General features: G+C 67.4%; 12 protein-coding genes and 1 pseudogene. 7 read left to right on the top strand and 6 right to left on the bottom strand.

The window, feature by feature from the left end; translation table 11 throughout:
• Positions 1-368: 368 nt before the first annotated feature.
• Both ABD301_RS28135 and ABD301_RS28130 read left to right on the top strand, forming a co-directional pair.
• The gene (locus ABD301_RS28135) at positions 369-809 is read left to right on the top strand and encodes a hypothetical protein (protein WP_163568150.1); all 441 of its coding nucleotides are present in this window, start codon (positions 369-371) and stop codon (positions 807-809) included.
• A 170-nt stretch (positions 810-979) separates the two neighbouring features.
• Positions 980-1,525 (top strand): winged helix-turn-helix domain-containing protein, encoded by a 546-nt coding sequence (locus ABD301_RS28130; RefSeq protein WP_344313398.1) that lies wholly within the window; start codon positions 980-982, stop codon positions 1,523-1,525.
• Between the two features lie 65 nt (positions 1,526-1,590).
• Here ABD301_RS28130 and ABD301_RS28125 read toward each other — a convergent pair whose 3' ends face one another.
• From ABD301_RS28125 to ABD301_RS28100, 6 genes are all read right to left on the bottom strand, one after another.
• Positions 1,591-3,111 carry a class I adenylate-forming enzyme family protein gene (locus ABD301_RS28125; RefSeq protein WP_279580090.1) on the bottom strand — a complete coding sequence of 507 codons (1,521 nt, stop codon included), beginning with the start codon at positions 3,109-3,111 and terminating at the stop codon, positions 1,591-1,593.
• A gap of 4 nt (positions 3,112-3,115) precedes the next feature.
• A complete protein-coding gene (locus ABD301_RS28120; RefSeq protein ID WP_344313397.1) occupies positions 3,116-3,697 on the bottom strand; it encodes a hypothetical protein in 582 nt (193 codons plus the stop codon).
• A 155-nt stretch (positions 3,698-3,852) separates the two neighbouring features.
• Complete coding sequence (locus tag ABD301_RS28115; RefSeq protein ID WP_344313396.1) at positions 3,853-4,860, bottom strand: AIM24 family protein; 1,008 nt, start codon at positions 4,858-4,860, stop codon at positions 3,853-3,855.
• 10 nt (positions 4,861-4,870) lie between these two features.
• Positions 4,871-5,548 carry an AIM24 family protein gene (locus tag ABD301_RS28110; RefSeq protein WP_163568152.1) on the bottom strand — a complete coding sequence of 226 codons (678 nt, stop codon included), beginning with the start codon at positions 5,546-5,548 and terminating at the stop codon, positions 4,871-4,873.
• Between the two features lie 8 nt (positions 5,549-5,556).
• On the bottom strand, positions 5,557-6,942 hold the full coding sequence (locus ABD301_RS28105; protein WP_344313395.1) for a TerD family protein: 1,386 nt from the start codon (positions 6,940-6,942) through the stop codon (positions 5,557-5,559).
• Between the two features lie 14 nt (positions 6,943-6,956).
• Positions 6,957-9,383 carry an AAA family ATPase gene (locus ABD301_RS28100; protein ID WP_344313394.1) on the bottom strand — a complete coding sequence of 809 codons (2,427 nt, stop codon included), beginning with the start codon at positions 9,381-9,383 and terminating at the stop codon, positions 6,957-6,959.
• 673 nt (positions 9,384-10,056) lie between these two features.
• Between ABD301_RS28100 and ABD301_RS28095 the strand changes: the two genes are divergently transcribed.
• From ABD301_RS28095 to ABD301_RS28075, 5 genes and pseudogenes are all read left to right on the top strand, one after another.
• Positions 10,057-10,635: a TerD family protein gene (locus tag ABD301_RS28095; protein ID WP_344313393.1), complete on the top strand. Its 579-nt coding sequence runs from the start codon at positions 10,057-10,059 to the stop codon at positions 10,633-10,635.
• 234 nt (positions 10,636-10,869) lie between these two features.
• On the top strand, positions 10,870-12,012 hold the full coding sequence (locus ABD301_RS28090) for a DUF475 domain-containing protein (protein ID WP_163568154.1): 1,143 nt from the start codon (positions 10,870-10,872) through the stop codon (positions 12,010-12,012).
• A 431-nt stretch (positions 12,013-12,443) separates the two neighbouring features.
• A pseudogene (locus ABD301_RS28085) lies at positions 12,444-13,193 on the top strand (TerD family protein); the annotation flags it as partial.
• The gene (gene grpE, locus ABD301_RS28080) at positions 13,190-13,882 is read left to right on the top strand and encodes a nucleotide exchange factor GrpE (protein ID WP_163568155.1); all 693 of its coding nucleotides are present in this window, start codon (positions 13,190-13,192) and stop codon (positions 13,880-13,882) included. The pseudogene ABD301_RS28085 and the gene grpE, both read left to right, overlap by 4 nt.
• Positions 13,883-13,921: 39 nt before the next feature.
• Entirely contained in the window at positions 13,922-15,559 is a 1,638-nt protein-coding gene (locus ABD301_RS28075; RefSeq protein ID WP_344313392.1) for an Hsp70 family protein, read from the top strand.
• The last annotated feature ends 1 nt before the right edge of the window (position 15,560 follow it).

Genomic DNA, 15,560 nt, shown 5'->3' with positions numbered 1-15,560 from the left:
CCGGCCCACCCCCAACCCTTTACCAAATAATACGAGAAATCCAGCACATCCTCGCCACCTGGGCCGGCGCATGCCATACCTGCCACCAAATTCTACGAACCTAACAAAGTACTACTAGTGTCCTGCGTCTGAGGTTCGTTGCTTTATTCGGTGGTCCAGACGGTGATCTGAGCGCGCCGGAGGATCGTCCTCACACTGGTGCGTATGTGGGCGATTCTCCGGTGCTCTCAGTCGCCGTCTGGGCGCCGGAGAAAGTAGCGAACTTCGGGCGCAGGACACTAGCCAAACGGGCGATACCGAACGCCGGCGGAATCCGCTGCAATTACCGGGGTTTGGGCCCGTCGGGTCTCCTTTTAGCGGGGAGTGTCATGAGTCAGCCTGGGTACGACATGCAGAAGCCGAACACGCCGCCGGTCCCGCCGGCGCCGCCGCAGCAGGGGTTCGCCCCGCCGCAGGGTTATGGGGCCCCGCAGGGCCCGCCGCAGGGCTATGCAGCGCCGCCCGCGCAGGCGTACCCGCAGCCCGGCCAGCCGTATCAGCCGCCCGCCCCGGGATATCCGCAGCCCGGCCAAATGCCCTTCGGCGGCCCTTCGCCATACCAGCCGGCTCGGCGGCCCGGCAACCGCAGTGGCCTGATCCAGATCGGCATCGGCGTCGCGCTCATCGTGGCTGGCATCGTGATCTCGATCGTGACGTTCGCCATTGCCGACGCCAGCGGCGGCGGCACCTATTTCGTGGCTTATGGCCTGCCCGTTTTCGGGGTCATCTCGATCATTCGGGGCATCATCACGCTGATCCGCGGCCGCTGACGAGCGACCCCGCTCATTGACAGGCCAGGCCTGCCTTGGTCTGATTGACCCGTGATTCGCCCTGTCCTCACCCGGCGCCGGCACGTGGACTTCGTCCGTGTCGGCGCTCAGGCGTGTGTGGGATCGGTTCTTTCCTAACCGTTTCCCGCAAACTCCCCTTTGAGGACCTCATGCCACACCCCTCGCTGCTGGCCGCCGACCCGTACGTCGTGTCCACCGACCGGCTGCTGCCGGCGGTCATCCGACTCGGCGACCGGTCGCGGCCCCGCCAACTGACCCTGATCGTGCACATCAACGGCGACCCGGCGCAGGCTCCGGAGCTCGCGGCGAACGTCGTCGACGCTCTCCGGGCCGCCGTCGATCCGCCCGCCACGGTCGTCGACTTCCCCGCGCCCGCCGTCGTACCAACGGGGCCTGACCTGCGGATATCCGTCGGCGCGCGGCAGGTGGTCTATCGGCGGCGGACGATCGCCTTCACCCGGCTGGAGTTTGACCTGCTGCTGTTCCTGTGCGAGCGGCCGCACCGCGTGCACCGCCGCTCCAGCCTGCTCGCGCAGGTGTGGAAGTTCCCGGACAACATGCCTTCCGAGCGTACGATCGACATCCACGTCCGGCGGATCCGCAAGAAACTCGGCACCGAGTTCGACCTGATCTCCACCGTCCGGGGCATCGGCTACCGCCTCGACCCTTCGGACCTCGTCGCCCTCACCCCCTGACGACCTTCGCAAGGGTGACGTTGTTGCGGCTTTTGCCGCCCCACAACGTCACCCTCGCGATGGTCCTAGAGATGTCGGATGGCGGACAACAGGCGGGTTTTGTCGGGCTTGCCGGTGGGACCGAGGGGCACATGGGCGACCAGAGTGAGGGTGGCCGGCACCGCGGCCTCGCCGAGCTCCCTGGCGACCAACGCCCGCAGAGCGTCGAGGTCCGGCTCGCGATCGCCGGCCGCGACCAGGAACCCATGGGCGGCCTCGCCGGTGTTCTCGTCCGGGGCGCCAATCACGTACGCCTGATCCACGTCCGGATCTGACGCCAGCACCTTCTCGATCGGGCCGGCGTAATGGATGATCGCGTTCACGATGATGACATCGCGGGAACGTCCGGTCAGATAAAGGAAACCTCGCGCGTCCTGATGCCCGAGATCGCGCGTACGCACCCAGCCGTCGACCAGCACCGCCTCGGTTTCGGCCAGATCACACCAATAGCCAGCGAGCGCGTACGGTGCTCGGACGTAGATCTCGCCCACCGTCCCGGTCGGCACAACTTTTCCTTCGTCGTCACGAATTTCCAGATCGATCTCGGCGCACGGCCGACCAACCGAGCCGATCGTCTCCGGCCAGCGCGCCACATCGCCAGCGAACAGCCAGGTGAGCACCCCGATCTCGGTCTGCCCGTACGCCTGCCGCAGCGCCGGCCCGAACCGCTGGAAACCCTCCGCCAGCCGGTGCGCGGACAGCGGCGAGCCGGCCACCTTCACCGACCGCAGGGTGGAGATGTCGACCCGCTGGTGCGCCAGCACATCCAGCACTTTGTGCAACCGCGGCACCGTCAACAAGCACGCGGTGGCCCGCAGTTTCTCAATCACCCAAGGAAAGTTGGGGATGCCTTCGGGAATCACCGCGGTGCCGCCGGAGAACAGACAGAGCGCCAGGTGCTCCATCATGACTCCGCTGGTGAGCGAGCCGAAGAGCAGGAATCGCTGGTAATCGGTGGAAATCTGACGGGTCAGCGGGGTCCAGTTGGCCGGCTGCCAGGACCAGTGCTGGGTCATTGCCGCGTACGTGAACACGACACCCTTGGGGTCACCGGTGCTGCCGCTGGTGAAGAGCACCTGCGCGACATCTTCCGGCCGCCCGGTGGCCACCGGTTTTTCGTACCCGGACAACAGGTCCGGGCCGATGCGGACAACCTTCACCGAACGGGCCGCAGCGCGAAGCTGGGGAGTCGCCGAGTCGTCGTCGACCACCAGGATGTCAATGTCCTGGCCGAGAATGTGCCGCTGGTGGGCGGGCGTGAGACCGGCTCGTACGCCCACCAGCCGGCAGCCCAGCACGTTGGCGGCCATCGACACCGCGAAACCCTCCGGGGTCACCCCGGTCGCCACCGCGATCCCGGACCCGGGTTTCGCGCCGGCCGCTCGCAGTCCGGCGGCGAATCGCCCGATCAGCTCGAGCGTCTGCGCTCGGGTGACCTTTCTCGCACCCACCTCGAAGGCCGGACTTTCCGGCTGCTGCTCGAAAGCATCGAGCAGCGCCTGCGGAAAGACATTGTCCATCGGGTCGTGCACTCCCTCTCCAGTCACGCTCTCATGCCACGCTTCGCACCAGCCCGTGCAACCACTGGGGCCAGCGCGCGCTCGTATACACCCTTTCCGGGACCAGAAAACGCAGGTCCCGGACCCGCCTGATCTCGTCGTCCAGCACCGGCAGGATGACGAACTCCACCTCGAAGGGCGCGGCCGGGTGGCCGATCTCGCGCTCCACCGAGGCGACCACTTCCAGGTTCGTCTCGGACGGACGCAGCTCCGCGATGCCGTGGCGCTTGCGACGACGGTGCCACCGGTGCGCCTCCTCCCAGCGAGCCCGAGTGATCGCGGCGAGCGCCGGTGATCCAGCGAGGCCGGCAAAATCCGGCGGCCCGTACGACTCCAGCGGAGCACTGTCCGCGGCTCCGGCCACCGCATGCCACCAGGTGTGCCAGCCCTCGACCAACGTCGACCGGTCGTGGACGGATGCGGCCGGCAGCAAGTCGAAGTCCAGCGGGCCGGGCACGATGCCGCCAGGTGGCACGTTGATCCGCTCCGCGGCCCGGATCCACAGTGGCAGCAGGAGGGACTCGTTCCACTCGTCGATGGCGATCCGCCACGACCGGCTTCCCCCCAGCTGCATGGACTTGACACCTCCGCTATTCGGACGTGTCAACAGTAGTCCGGATATCGTGGCTGGAAGATCCGGTACGGCCACCTTTGGCCGGACCGAAAACGACACCGGGCCCTCCTTGAGGACAACCCGGTGCCGAGAGAATTTCTAGGGACTAAAGACCCTTATCGGCCGCCCAACAAGCCGCCAAGGCCGCCCAGCAGGCCGCCCGGACCCTGGCCGCCGCCAAATCCGCCGCCGGCACTGCCCTGGCCGCCGAAGAAGTTGCTGGCCGGGCCGCCCGGGGTCTGGCCCGCACCGAGGCCGAACCGCTCGCCCAGGCCGCCGGCCGCCAGCGCGTTGTACGGCGGGAGCAGCTCGCAGGGCTGCACCACCACGTACCCCTCGCCGGCGAACTGCATCTGCCACGACTCACCGGTGTTGCCCCGCGGCTTCCACACCGAGGATGTGGTGACCGCCGCCTGCATCGAGACCTGCAGGCTGGAGGACCAGCCGATCACCGCGTCCGCGTCGGCGAAGTAGTAGTTCTGCGAAGTCACCTTCATCACCAGCGGCGCACCCGTGGTGGTGACCGCGACCTGGCCGGTGCCCGTCATCTCGATGTTGAAGCCGCCGGCGCCGGCGATCTGCGGGCCGCCGGTGTCGATTCGTACGATGTCCCAGTCCAGCTCCGGGGCGAACGCGAGGACGTTTTTGCCGTCCACCGTGAAACCATCACCGGTCAGGTTGAGGATGTGCACGTCCTGGGCCTGGTTCGCGAGGTAAACCGTGCCAGAACCATGGCATTTCATCAGGCCGAGCGTTTCTCCGGACAACAGCCCGGAAAAGTAGTGGCCCCAGGTGGAGTGGTTGCCGTCGAAGCTGATGCCGCCCTGGTACGCCACCATGCCGCCGGCCCGGGAATAGCACTCGGTCATCCCGGACTGCTGGCCGAGCGTCACCTTCAGCATTTTCCCGTTCTGCAGAACGAAAGCGTCGGTTGACGGGTTCGGCTGGTTGCCCAGCAGGGTGTTCGAACCCTGGCCGCCGAATCCGAGCGGCCCAGGCATTCCACCACCCATCGGCGGCATGCCTGGCATTCCCGGCATCGGCGCGCCCGGCATCGGCATCGGAGGCGGCGGCAGGCCCGGCATGCCACCCTGCGGCGGATATCCCTGCGGTGGATACGTCATCTCTTCCCCCTCAGCCTCGGAGTGAGAACGCCGGCCGGGCGTCCTCACTCGGTTGTACGACCACGAATCCAGCGCCCGAGAAGCCCAGCTGGAATGCCTCGCCGGAGCCGCGCCCGATCAGGCTGCCCAGCTTCATGGTGCGTTTGGGCACCACCTGGAGGCCATCGGTGTAAGCGACCAACGCGTCGGTGTCGACCAGCGTCTGCGCCTCCCGGGTGTCCAGCATCGCCGGCGGGCCCTTGCTGGTCAGCGCCACCCAGCCGGTGCCGCGGATCACCACGTTGAACATTCCCATGCCGGACAACATGCTGACGCCCTTGACCCGTTCGATGCCCCACTGCAGGCTCATGTCGAAGGCGAGAATGTTCTTGCCGTTGACCGAAATTCCCTCGCCGGCCAGCTGCACGATAATGACTTCCTTGCCGTAGTCGGCAAGATAGAGCAGCCCCTGACCGGTGGCGATCATCAGCGGGACGCCCTCACCGGTGGCCCACGACTTCAGCCACTGGCCCATTTGCGGCGGGTTCGGGTTGAAGTCCATCAGGCCTTCGTACGCGATCATCGATCCGGTACGACAGAACACATCCTGGCCCGGTTGCAGGACCACCTTGGCGATTTTCGAACCGTGGTTCGACATCCGATCGTAGATCGGGGTCGTACCGTAGTTCTGTAGCAGGCTTCCTTCCACGGCTCCCCCTAGACCTCGAACGGCTGCACGACGATGAAATGTCCTTGCATGCCCATGAACTGCAGGGCCGCGGCCTCGCCGGACACCCCGGCGTAGATATTGCGCTGAATGCGTACCTGGCTGGAAACACTCACCCGCATCCCGGCCGTCCACGCGACAACCGCGTTGACGTCAGCGAAAGTCGGGCCGGCGACCGGCAGCGTGACCGGCGTACCGTGCGTCATCACCACGATGGTGCCCTGGCCGCTGACCAGTAAGTGGAACATCACCCCACCGGGAATGCCAGCCGACTCGATCCGCTGGATCTCGGTTTTCAGCGTGGTGTCAAAGGCCAGCACGTTGTTCGCGTTGATACACAACGACTGCCCGTTGAGCTCGACGATGTGCAGGTCGGTGGCGTCCTCGGCGAGGAACACCTCGCCCTGCCCCTTGCAGGTCATCAGCTGCAGCTTCTGGCCGGTCATCTTGGCCTCGAAGAACTGCCGCATGCCGCCGGAGCCCTTGTAGTCGAACTCCACGTTTCCCTGGTACGCGACCATCGAACCGCGTTTGGCGTACGCGTCGGCGCCGAGCGTCACCTTGACCATTTTGGAGCTCTGCTTGGTCCACCGGCCGGTGGTCGCCTGCTCTTTGTACTTGACCAGGCTGACCATCGCGCCGGGTGGGGTTGGCTGGGAGTTGATCGGCAGGTCCGGCACCGAACCGCTCGGCAGGTCGGCGATCGCACCGGCCGCCGGTTGACCGCCGCCCAGCTGTACGGCCGCGGCCTGCTGAGGTGCGCCCGGTTGGCCTGGTGGCGGGGCAAAACCCGGCGCGGCGGCCGGTTGTCCCGGCGGTGCCGCGAAACCCGGGGTCGGTGCTGGCTCCTCGTCGGCCACCTCGCCGCCGAAAGACTTCAGCAGCTCAGCCAAACCGCCGGCAAAGCCCTGCCCAACCGCGGCAACCCGCCAGACACCCTTGCGGTAGACATCGGCGATCATCACCGCGCGCTCGGCAGTGAAATCCTTGCCACTGAAGGCGTACCGCATGACCTCGGTGCCCCCAGCCACCAGCCGCAGATAGCCGCGAGCGATCTGCGAAGCGCTGCCGGCACCGTCAAGGGCGGCGCAGAAGGAAAGTTTCTCGATCTTGTCCGGCACCTGGTTCAGCGTGATCCGGAAGGAATCCGTGTCGCCGGACTGCGGGCCCAGTTTCTGGATGGACCCCTCCGGCGACTTCGGCTGGTTGAAGAAGACAAAATAGCTGTCGTCCGACAGCTGCCCGTCTTTGTCCAAGCCGAAACAAGAAATATCCCAACTGCCCGATCCCTCAAGGACAATGCCCACGTAGAGATCGGTGCCGTCGGTGAGCGCGGACAGCTGGCTCTTCTGCCCCCGTACGAACTCGGTAACCACCTATTTCCCCCTCATCAAGAGGACCATTCCTGCGGCGTCGGCACGTCGTCGGGCGTGATCACCCGAGCCAGCGCGCTCTGCTGGTCGTCGGTCAACTTCTCTCCGAGCAGCTCGGCGACCTCCAGCTCGCCGACCAGCCGGCGGGCCTGCCGTACCAGAACGTCCTCGTACACAGTGCGGGCCGTACGCGCACTGGCCCAGCCGTCGCGGCCAGCGATCTGGCCGAACAAGGTGGCCAGCGCCTCGGTCGTACCATCGGCCAGCTCGAGCCCGGCCTCAGCGGCGAAAAGCTCGGCCACCTTGGTCGCTTCGGCCGCCGACATGTCGGAAAACGTGAGTGTTTTGGTGAAACGCGACCGCAAACCCGGGTTGGAGTCCAGGAATTCGGCCATCGGCGCCGGATATCCGGCCGCCACCACGACCAGGTCGTCGCGGTGCCGCTCCATCGCCACGATCAGCTCGGCGACCGCCTCCGGACCGAAGTCGCGACCGTCCCCTGTGGACAGTGCGTACGCCTCATCGACGAACAGCACTCCGCCGAGCGCGGCCTCGACCGCGGCCCGGGTGCGCTGTGCGGTGTGCCCGACGTAGCCGGCCACCAGGTCGCGACGGGTGACCGTGTGGACATGTCCCCTGGACAGCACCCCAAGCGCGGCGAAGATCTGGCCGAGCAGTTCGGCGACCGTGGTTTTCCCGGTGCCGGGATTGCCGACCAGAATCAGGTGGTGGCCGCGGCCGGGCGCGGAGCCGCCGGCGGACTGCCGCATGCGGGTCACCCGGGCAAGGTCCACCAGGTCGCGGAGCGCGCGTTTCACGTCGTTGAGCCCAACCAGGCTGTCAAGCCGTCCCAGCGCATCGGTCAGAGCCGTGTCCGATCCGGGTGTCCTGGCCTTTGCGGCCACCGCGACTGGCAGGTCCTCGACCGTGAGCAGGCTGAGTTTGCGCAGGTCAGTGAGCGTACCCTCGGCCAGCCGGTGGGCCTGGCGCTCGACCGTCGCCTCGTACAACCGCTTCACCGTCCGCGCGCCGCCCTCGCGGAGCTCGGCTGGACCGGACTTCAGGTGTTGACGGAGACGCTCGGTGACTCCCTCGTCGACCTTGTACTCGCCGGTCGAGACGAGCCGCTCGAAGAGCGTCACTTGTTCGTCGACTGTCAGCGACGGCAGCCGTACGGTCGTGGCCAGCCGGGTGCGCAGTGCTGGGAAGGCCTCCAGCAAACGCTCGCCACCGCCGGGCTTACCCGCCAGGATCAGCACGGTGTCCTCGGCCTGGGAGTCCATCAGGCGGGCGAGCGTGTCGATCACCGGGTCCAACGCCTCGTGCGCGATGTCCGGTGCGGCGAGTGAGTCGATGTCCTCGATGAGCAGGGTGCCGCCGCGGGCCGCCTCGAAGGCCGAGGTGATGCTTTGGACAGCCTGGCCGCCGGAGAAAATGTAGTCCGGGTCGATCACCGCGAGCTGGCCCTGCGGCAGGAGTCCGAGCGCGCCGTACAGGTCCGCGAGGATGCCCGCGCCACTGGACGTACCGGTGCCGGACGGGCCCAGAAGCACGGTGTGCCGAGCCGCGCGAGAGGCGCGCATGCCGGCTTCCTTGCGGCGACTCTCCACCCGTGCGACCGCGGTCAGCCGGCGCACCTCTTCCTTCAGCGGCTCGGCGCCCACCATCGCGGCCAACCGGCCCTGGATCTCCTCCAGCCGCGCATCGGCCGGCGCCCGGGACGGCTCACGTACGCGGCCCGGCAGCGGTGTGGTGTCGACGGAGACTGTCGGCTGCTGGTCCCGCGGCACTCCGCAGGCGTCGGCGAGCAGGTTGGCGAGGTCGGCGGCGGCCCGGTCGGGCACCGGCCCGGCCACCACGATGACTTTCTGGCCAGGCAGGTCGATGGCCAGCCGGCGTACCTGCGACACCACCTCGCGGGCCGTTGCCTCGGCGCCGGAGTCGTCCTTCGTACGAGTGAAGGTCGAGGTCCCGGGCTGGTCCGAGCGGCTGGTGCGGTGCCAGGCGGGCAGCACCGTACGCACCTCGTCCTTGCGGACGGTCGGCACATTCACCGTGAAGGTGACCTGCCGGGCCACCCGGGGTCCAGGCTGGTACGAGTGCAGGCGGACCGAATACTCGACGCCGGACTCACCGGGCGCGACCCCGTCCCAGCGCAGCGCGACCGCGGACTCGGGCCACGTGGTGCGTACCGAGGTGAGGGTGCGCTCCAGCCAACTCCACCCCGGCAACGCGGTAGCCGCCGCGACCTCCCGCATCCCGGTGCCCGGATCCCGGTCGGACACGTCGACCCACCGGGTAGCGCTCTCGCTGATGACTTCCTCCGCTCGGGTGGGCTGGTGGCTCTCGGCAGCCGTGTGGCTCTCGGTGGCCGTGGGCTCTAGGCAGCAGTGTGCCAGGGCTGCGCAGCCAGGCCACACCGAAGCATCCATCCGTTCGGCCACGATGCCCCTCCGGGCAGCCTGTACGGACCTAGACCACTGCGGCTCTCGTCACCGCGACCCGCGCGCCCACTCGAATGTCGCGATATGGCGAAGTTTTGCCCGGTTTGTGAACCGTACTGTGACATTCGCAAACGAACCCTCACCCAACCCCGCACCCCACCCGTCGACCCCGTTCTTCCTTGAGGCTCCACCCGAAGGGCACCCCACCCACCCGCTGCACAATCGGAATCCGATTGCGCAGCTCTACACAGGGTGCGGCGCGAAACTGTCGTACCCCTCCGGCAGATTTGCCCCCACCCAGTGAACGGGTGGGGGGCGGGTTCGAGGACCAACGTTCAACTAAAAATTAAGGACTACCTCTCAACCCACCCCCCGCCCGTTCAAAGGGAGGGGGAAAGAAAAACAGACACCTACGACAATTTCGCGCCGCACCCCCCTATCGTCATACGTGACGAAAGTGACACAAGCGACGCCCGAGGCCCGAGAGGTGCCAAAACCGCCACCACCAGCGCCGAACCCAGCCTTAGAAGCAGCTGAGAGGACACTTCCAGCTGCGAGGAGTTGGGAACCATGGATACAGTCGTGCACGTTCTCAAGCATGTCCGGCGCAAGACGGCCGTCCGATCCCTGAACGGCACCGGTCGCAGCCGCCATTCATATCGGGAGGAATCCAGTGGGAGTAAGTCTCTCCAAGGGTGGCAACGTTTCGCTGACCAAGGAGGCCGGCGGCACCCTGACGGCGGTCACCGTGGGGCTCGGATGGGATGCCCGTACGACCACCGGCGCCGACTTCGACCTCGACGCCAGCGCACTGCTGCTGAACACCGGCGGCAAGGTGCCCACCGACCAGCACTTCGTGTTCTTCAACAACCTGACCTCGCCGGACGGTTCCGTCCAGCACACCGGTGACAACCTCACCGGTGAGGGCGAGGGCGATGACGAGTCGATCAAGGTGGGCGTCGCCACGGTGCCGGCCGACATCGACAAGATCGTGTTCACCGTGTCGATCTATGACGCCGAGCAGCGCACCCAGTCGTTCGGCCAGGTCCGCAACGCGTACATCCGGGTGGTCAACGACGCCAACGGCCAGGAGCTGGCACGTTACGACCTCACCGAGGACGCGTCGACCGAGACCGCGATGAACTTCGGCGAGCTCTACCGCAACGGCGCCGAGTGGAAGTTCCGCGCGGTCGGCCAGGGATATGCCTCCGGCCTCGCTGGCATCGCCCGCGACTTCGGCGTGAACGTCTAACCAACGCTTTCGTCGTACGAGCCCGGTCGCACGCAGGTACGCGGCCGGGCTCGACTCGTTCCAGGCAACGGCTTTGGCCTGCTGGAACACTCGTTCCGGCGGGCCCAGCGGGCTGACCGGCCGGGCTGGCCGCAGCCCGATAGGCTGGCCGGACCATTGACCGGCGGGACAAGGCGAAACCTTGGTCAACTCTTGACCCGCACCGGTCGCGCTGGCATCAACTAGGGGGACCCGTTGATCCTCAAGACATTCCGATGGGCTTTCGTGCTGACCGCTGTCGGCCTGGTCGGTGGCTTCTTACTCGGCTTCCGTGAGGGCGGCACGCTCAGCATTGCCTTCCAGTCACTGCTGCTGGTGGCGATCCTGTCGATCCTGGAGATCTCGCTCTCCTTCGACAACGCCGTCGTCAACGCGACGATCCTGGAACGGATGAGCCCGTTCTGGCAGAAGATGTTCCTGACCGTCGGCATCCTGATCGCGGTCTTCGGCATGCGGCTGATCTTCCCGTTGATCATCGTGTCGATCACCGCGCCGCTGAACCCGGTCGAGGTCATCCAGCTGGCCCTGCAGGGCGGCACTGGACCGGGCAGCTACGCCCAGCACCTGCATGAGGCGCACCCGGCGATCGCGGCCTTTGGCGGCATGTTCCTGTTCATGATCTTCCTGGCCTTCGTGCTGGAGGACAACGAGATCAGCTGGCTCACCTGGCTGGAGCGGCCGCTCGCGAAGATCGGCAAGCTGGACCAGCTCAACGTGGTCATCGCGCTGATCGTGCTGCTGATCGCGGCCGAGACGCTGACCGGTACGCAAGCACACAACAACCCGACCGTCGTGCTGATCGCAGGTTCGCTGGGCATCGTCTCGTACTTGCTGGTCAACGGCCTCGGGGAGCTGTTCGAAACCTCCGCGGACGAGGCACACGAGGAAGCGGAAGGCGCGGCTGCCAAGAGTGGGCCGTCCGGCACCGTCAAGGCTGTCGGCAAAGCGGCTTTCTTCCTGTTCCTCTACCTGGAAGTCCTGGACGCGTCGTTCTCGTTCGACGGCGTGATCGGCGCCTTCGCCATCACCTCGGACATCTTCATCATCGCCATCGGCCTCGGCGTCGGCGCGATGTACATCCGGTCCCTGACCGTCTACCTGGTCCGCAAGGGCACCCTGAACGAGTACGTTTTCCTGGAGCACGGCGCGATGTGGGCGATCGGCGCGCTGTCGATCATCCTGATGGTCACCATCAGGTTCGAGGTGCCGGAGGTCGTCACCGGCCTGATCGGCGTCGCGTTCATCGCCGCCGCGTTCATCTCGTCGCTGGTACGCAACCGCCGTGAGGCGGCCGTCGAAGGCGCCGGCTCCGGTGAGCAGGAGACTGTGAAGGTCTGAGAGCCGGTCACCTCGTACGACTCTCACGACTGCCTGAGGAGGAATGCTCAGTAATGCCCATTGACTACAACCGACCACCCAAACGTCCGCAGGGCGGTCAGCCGCCGGCCGCGCCGCCGCCAGCGACCCCGCCACCCGCGGCCGCACCACCACCGCAGGCGCCACCTCCGCAGGCCCCACCACCACAGGCCCCGCCGCCGCAGGCTCCACCACCCCAGGCGCCGCCGGCCGCTCCTCCCACGGCCCCGCCGGTGGGCGGCCAGCCGTCGTACCCACCACCATCCCCGCCGCCGGCATATCCACCGCCGACCCCGCCGGGATATCCACCGCAGGGCGGCTATCCGCCGCAACCGCCGCCGGCGTACCCACCCCAGCCCCCACCGGGCCAGCAATACCCACCGCAGCCGCCGCCGGCGTACCCACCGCAGCCGCCGCAGGGCCAGCAGTATCCGCCGCAGCCCCCGCAAGGGCAGCAGTATCCGCCGGCTGGCCAGCAGCAGTACCCGCCGCAAGGCGCGCCACAAAACCAGCCGCCGGCCGCGCAGCCGCAGGCCCAACCGGGCGTGAACCTGTCCAAGGTGACTCTGACCAAGCAGGCGCCGGCGGTCTCGCTGACCAAGCAGGGCAGCAGCGGCGGGATGATCCGGGTCAACCTGAACTGGGCACAACGCCAGGGCGGTGGCTTCTTCAAGCGGCTGTCCGGTGGCGGTGACATCGACCTCGACCTCGGTTGCATGTTCGAGTTCACCGACGGCGACAAGGGGGTGGTGCAGGCCCTGGGCAACGCGTTCGAGGCCATCCCGCTGTCCGGCGGGGCGCCGCTGATCCGGCTCGACGGCGATGACCGCTCCGGCAGCAGCCAGGGCGGCGAGAACATGTTCATCGACCTGTCCCGGGCCAACCTGATCCGGCGGATCCTGATCTTCGCCTACATCTACGAAGGCACCCCGAACTGGGCGGCCGCCAACGGCGTCGCGACGATCTTCCCGCAGAGCGGGCCGCAGATCGAGGTACGGCTGGACGAGCACGACCCACGCGCGCCGATGTGCGCGATCGCGTTGCTCACCAACCAGAACGGCGAGATCGTGATCAACCGCGAAGTGCGGTACGTGCGCGGGGCCCAGCGGATCCTGGATCAGACGTACGGCTGGGGCCTGAACTGGACTCCGGGTCGCAAATGACCGAGGACGACGAATTCTCCGAACCGACGGAACCGGCTGACGCGGACGCGCCAGCCGACCCCGCGGTCGAGCCTGAAGAGGCGGCCGCGCAGCCTGTCGGGGCCGATGAGGTACGGGCCGCGGTCGACGATCTGAAGACGGATCTGAAGACCGAGATGGTGATGCTCGGGACCGACCTGACAGCGCTGCGCAACGAGGTCACCGGGCTGCCCGACGCCCTGGAGGAGCTGCGCCGGCTGCGGACCCGGGACGCCGACCTGCTCGACAAGCTGCACTCGGAGAACACCAAACTGCGCGAGGGCGAGCTGGCCAAGGCGCTCGCGCCGCTGCTGGCCGGGCTGCTCCGGCTGCACGACCAGATGCTGCAGCTGGCCGGGGACGACAAGACCAGCGACGCTGCCCTTCTGCGCACACAACTGCTGCAGATCCTGGACACCTCGGCGGGGGTTCGTTCGTACCAGCCGCAGCCCGGTGAGCCGTTTGACTCCGTGAGACAGCTGGGAGTCGGCCGGGTCAGGACCGCGGACAAGGCGGCCGACGGCACTGTCGTACGCACCGTCCGGCTCGGTTTCGGCCGGGACGACGGCAGCACCGTGCGGGTCGCCGAGGTCGAGGTCGCGCTCTACGATCCCGCCGCCGCGACCAGCGTCACGGCGGACCCGGGAACCGAGTGGGCCGACAATTCGTAACAGCGGTTAGCACCGTTTCCGTCTGATGGAGGCACCACCGTGACCACCCCTGGCACCGGCCCCGCGGCTAACAAGGTGTACGGCATCGACCTGGGTACGACGTACTCCTGCATCGCCCAGGTCGACGAGTACGGCCGGCCGGCGGTCATCCCGAACGCCGACAGTCAGCCGGCGACGCCCTCGGTGGTGATGTTCGACTCGCCGACCGACATCGTGGTCGGCATCCAGGCGAAGCGGAACGCGCGGGTACGCCCCGATGACGTCGTCAGCCTGGTCAAGCGGCATATGGGAGACGACGACTGGCGGGTACGCGTGCACGGCCAGGACTACTCGGCGCCGGCCATCTCGTCGCTGATCCTGCGCGCGCTGACCACTGACGCCGAGCGCGCCACCGGCCAGACGGTCACCGATGTGGTGATCACCGTACCGGCGTATTTCGGCGACGCGGAGCGAAAATCCACCAAGCTGGCCGGCGAGCTGGCCGGTCTGAACGTGGTCGACATCATCAACGAGCCGACCGCGGCGGCATTCGCGTACGGCTTCGCGCAGACCGGTGACATCGCCGAGGAGACCGTGCTGGTCTACGACCTCGGCGGCGGCACCTTCGACGTGACGGTTATCAAGCTCGCGACGAAGAAGATCCAGGTGGTCGCCACCGACGGCGACCACGAGCTGGGTGGCGCCGACTGGGATGACCAGCTCACCACGTACCTGTCGGCCCAGTTCGTCGCGGAGCAGCCGGAGGCCGGCGACCCGCTGGACGACAGTTACGGCGCGCAGGACCTGCTGACGATGGCCGAGGAGACCAAGCAGTCGCTGACCGGCCGCGAGCAGGTCGACGCCTTCGTCATCCACAACGGCGGCCGCGCGTCGATCACGGTGACCCGGCAGGCGTACGAGGAACTGACCTCCAGCCTGCTGGAACGGACTTTGGAGCTGACCCGGCGGGTGCTGGCCACCGCGGCCGAGCGGGGCGCGCCGACGATCGACAAGGTGCTGCTGGTCGGTGGCATGTCCAAGTCACCGGCGGTGGCACGGCGCCTGCAGGAGGAGTTCGGCTTCAACCCGCAGCTCGCCGACCCGGACCTCGCGGTCGCCAAGGGCGCCGCGATCTACGGTCAGAAGAAGGAGCTGGAGGCGTACGTGGAGTCGGCCACCGGCGTCGACAAGGACGTTGCCGTACGCGACGCGGCCGCCAAATACGGCCTGTCCGCGACGGCCGCCGCCCAGCTGGTCGACACCGAGGTCTCAAACGTCACCAGCCGCGGGTTCGGCCTTTCGCTGGCCGACTCCAGCGGCCAGCTCTATGTCGAGTTCCTCGCGCACGCCAACGACACCCTTCCGGTCGAGAGCGAGCAGCGGTTCTTCACCGTCGCCGACAACCAGACCGAGGTGCTGGTCGAGGTGTACGAGCAGGCCACCGCGGACGAGAGCGAGCGGCTGGGCGACAACAAGAAGATCGTCGAGGGCCGGCTGATGGGCATCCCGTCCGGCCAGCCCAAGGGCAGCCCGGTGGACGTACGCTTCTCGATGGCCCGCGACCAGACCATCGAGGTCACCGCCCGGCACTCGGCGCTCAGCCAGCCGCTGGTGCTGCGGGTGGAGGCCGGGATGGCCAGCGACGAGGTCCGGCAGGCCGAACGCGCCAAGGTCGACCTCCTCAAACCCAAGGCGTAGG

The organism is Fodinicola feengrottensis (assembly GCF_039530045.1).
In the GTDB taxonomy this organism is placed as follows: Bacteria; Actinomycetota; Actinomycetes; order Mycobacteriales; family HKI-0501; genus Fodinicola; species Fodinicola feengrottensis.
This window is presented reverse-complemented; position numbering and strand designations above follow the sequence as displayed.

Excerpts from the sequence above, each read along its gene's own strand:
- ABD301_RS28135 (WP_163568150.1), top strand. The coding sequence starts at position 369 with ATGAGTCAGCCTGGGTACGACATGCAGAAGCCGAACACGCCGCCGGTC.
- ABD301_RS28120 (WP_344313397.1), bottom strand. The coding sequence starts at position 3,697 with ATGCAGCTGGGGGGAAGCCGGTCGTGGCGGATCGCCATCGACGAGTGG.
- ABD301_RS28130 (WP_344313398.1), top strand. The coding sequence starts at position 980 with ATGCCACACCCCTCGCTGCTGGCCGCCGACCCGTACGTCGTGTCCACC.
- grpE (WP_163568155.1), top strand. The coding sequence starts at position 13,190 with ATGACCGAGGACGACGAATTCTCCGAACCGACGGAACCGGCTGACGCG.
- ABD301_RS28115 (WP_344313396.1), bottom strand. The coding sequence starts at position 4,860 with ATGACGTATCCACCGCAGGGATATCCGCCGCAGGGTGGCATGCCGGGC.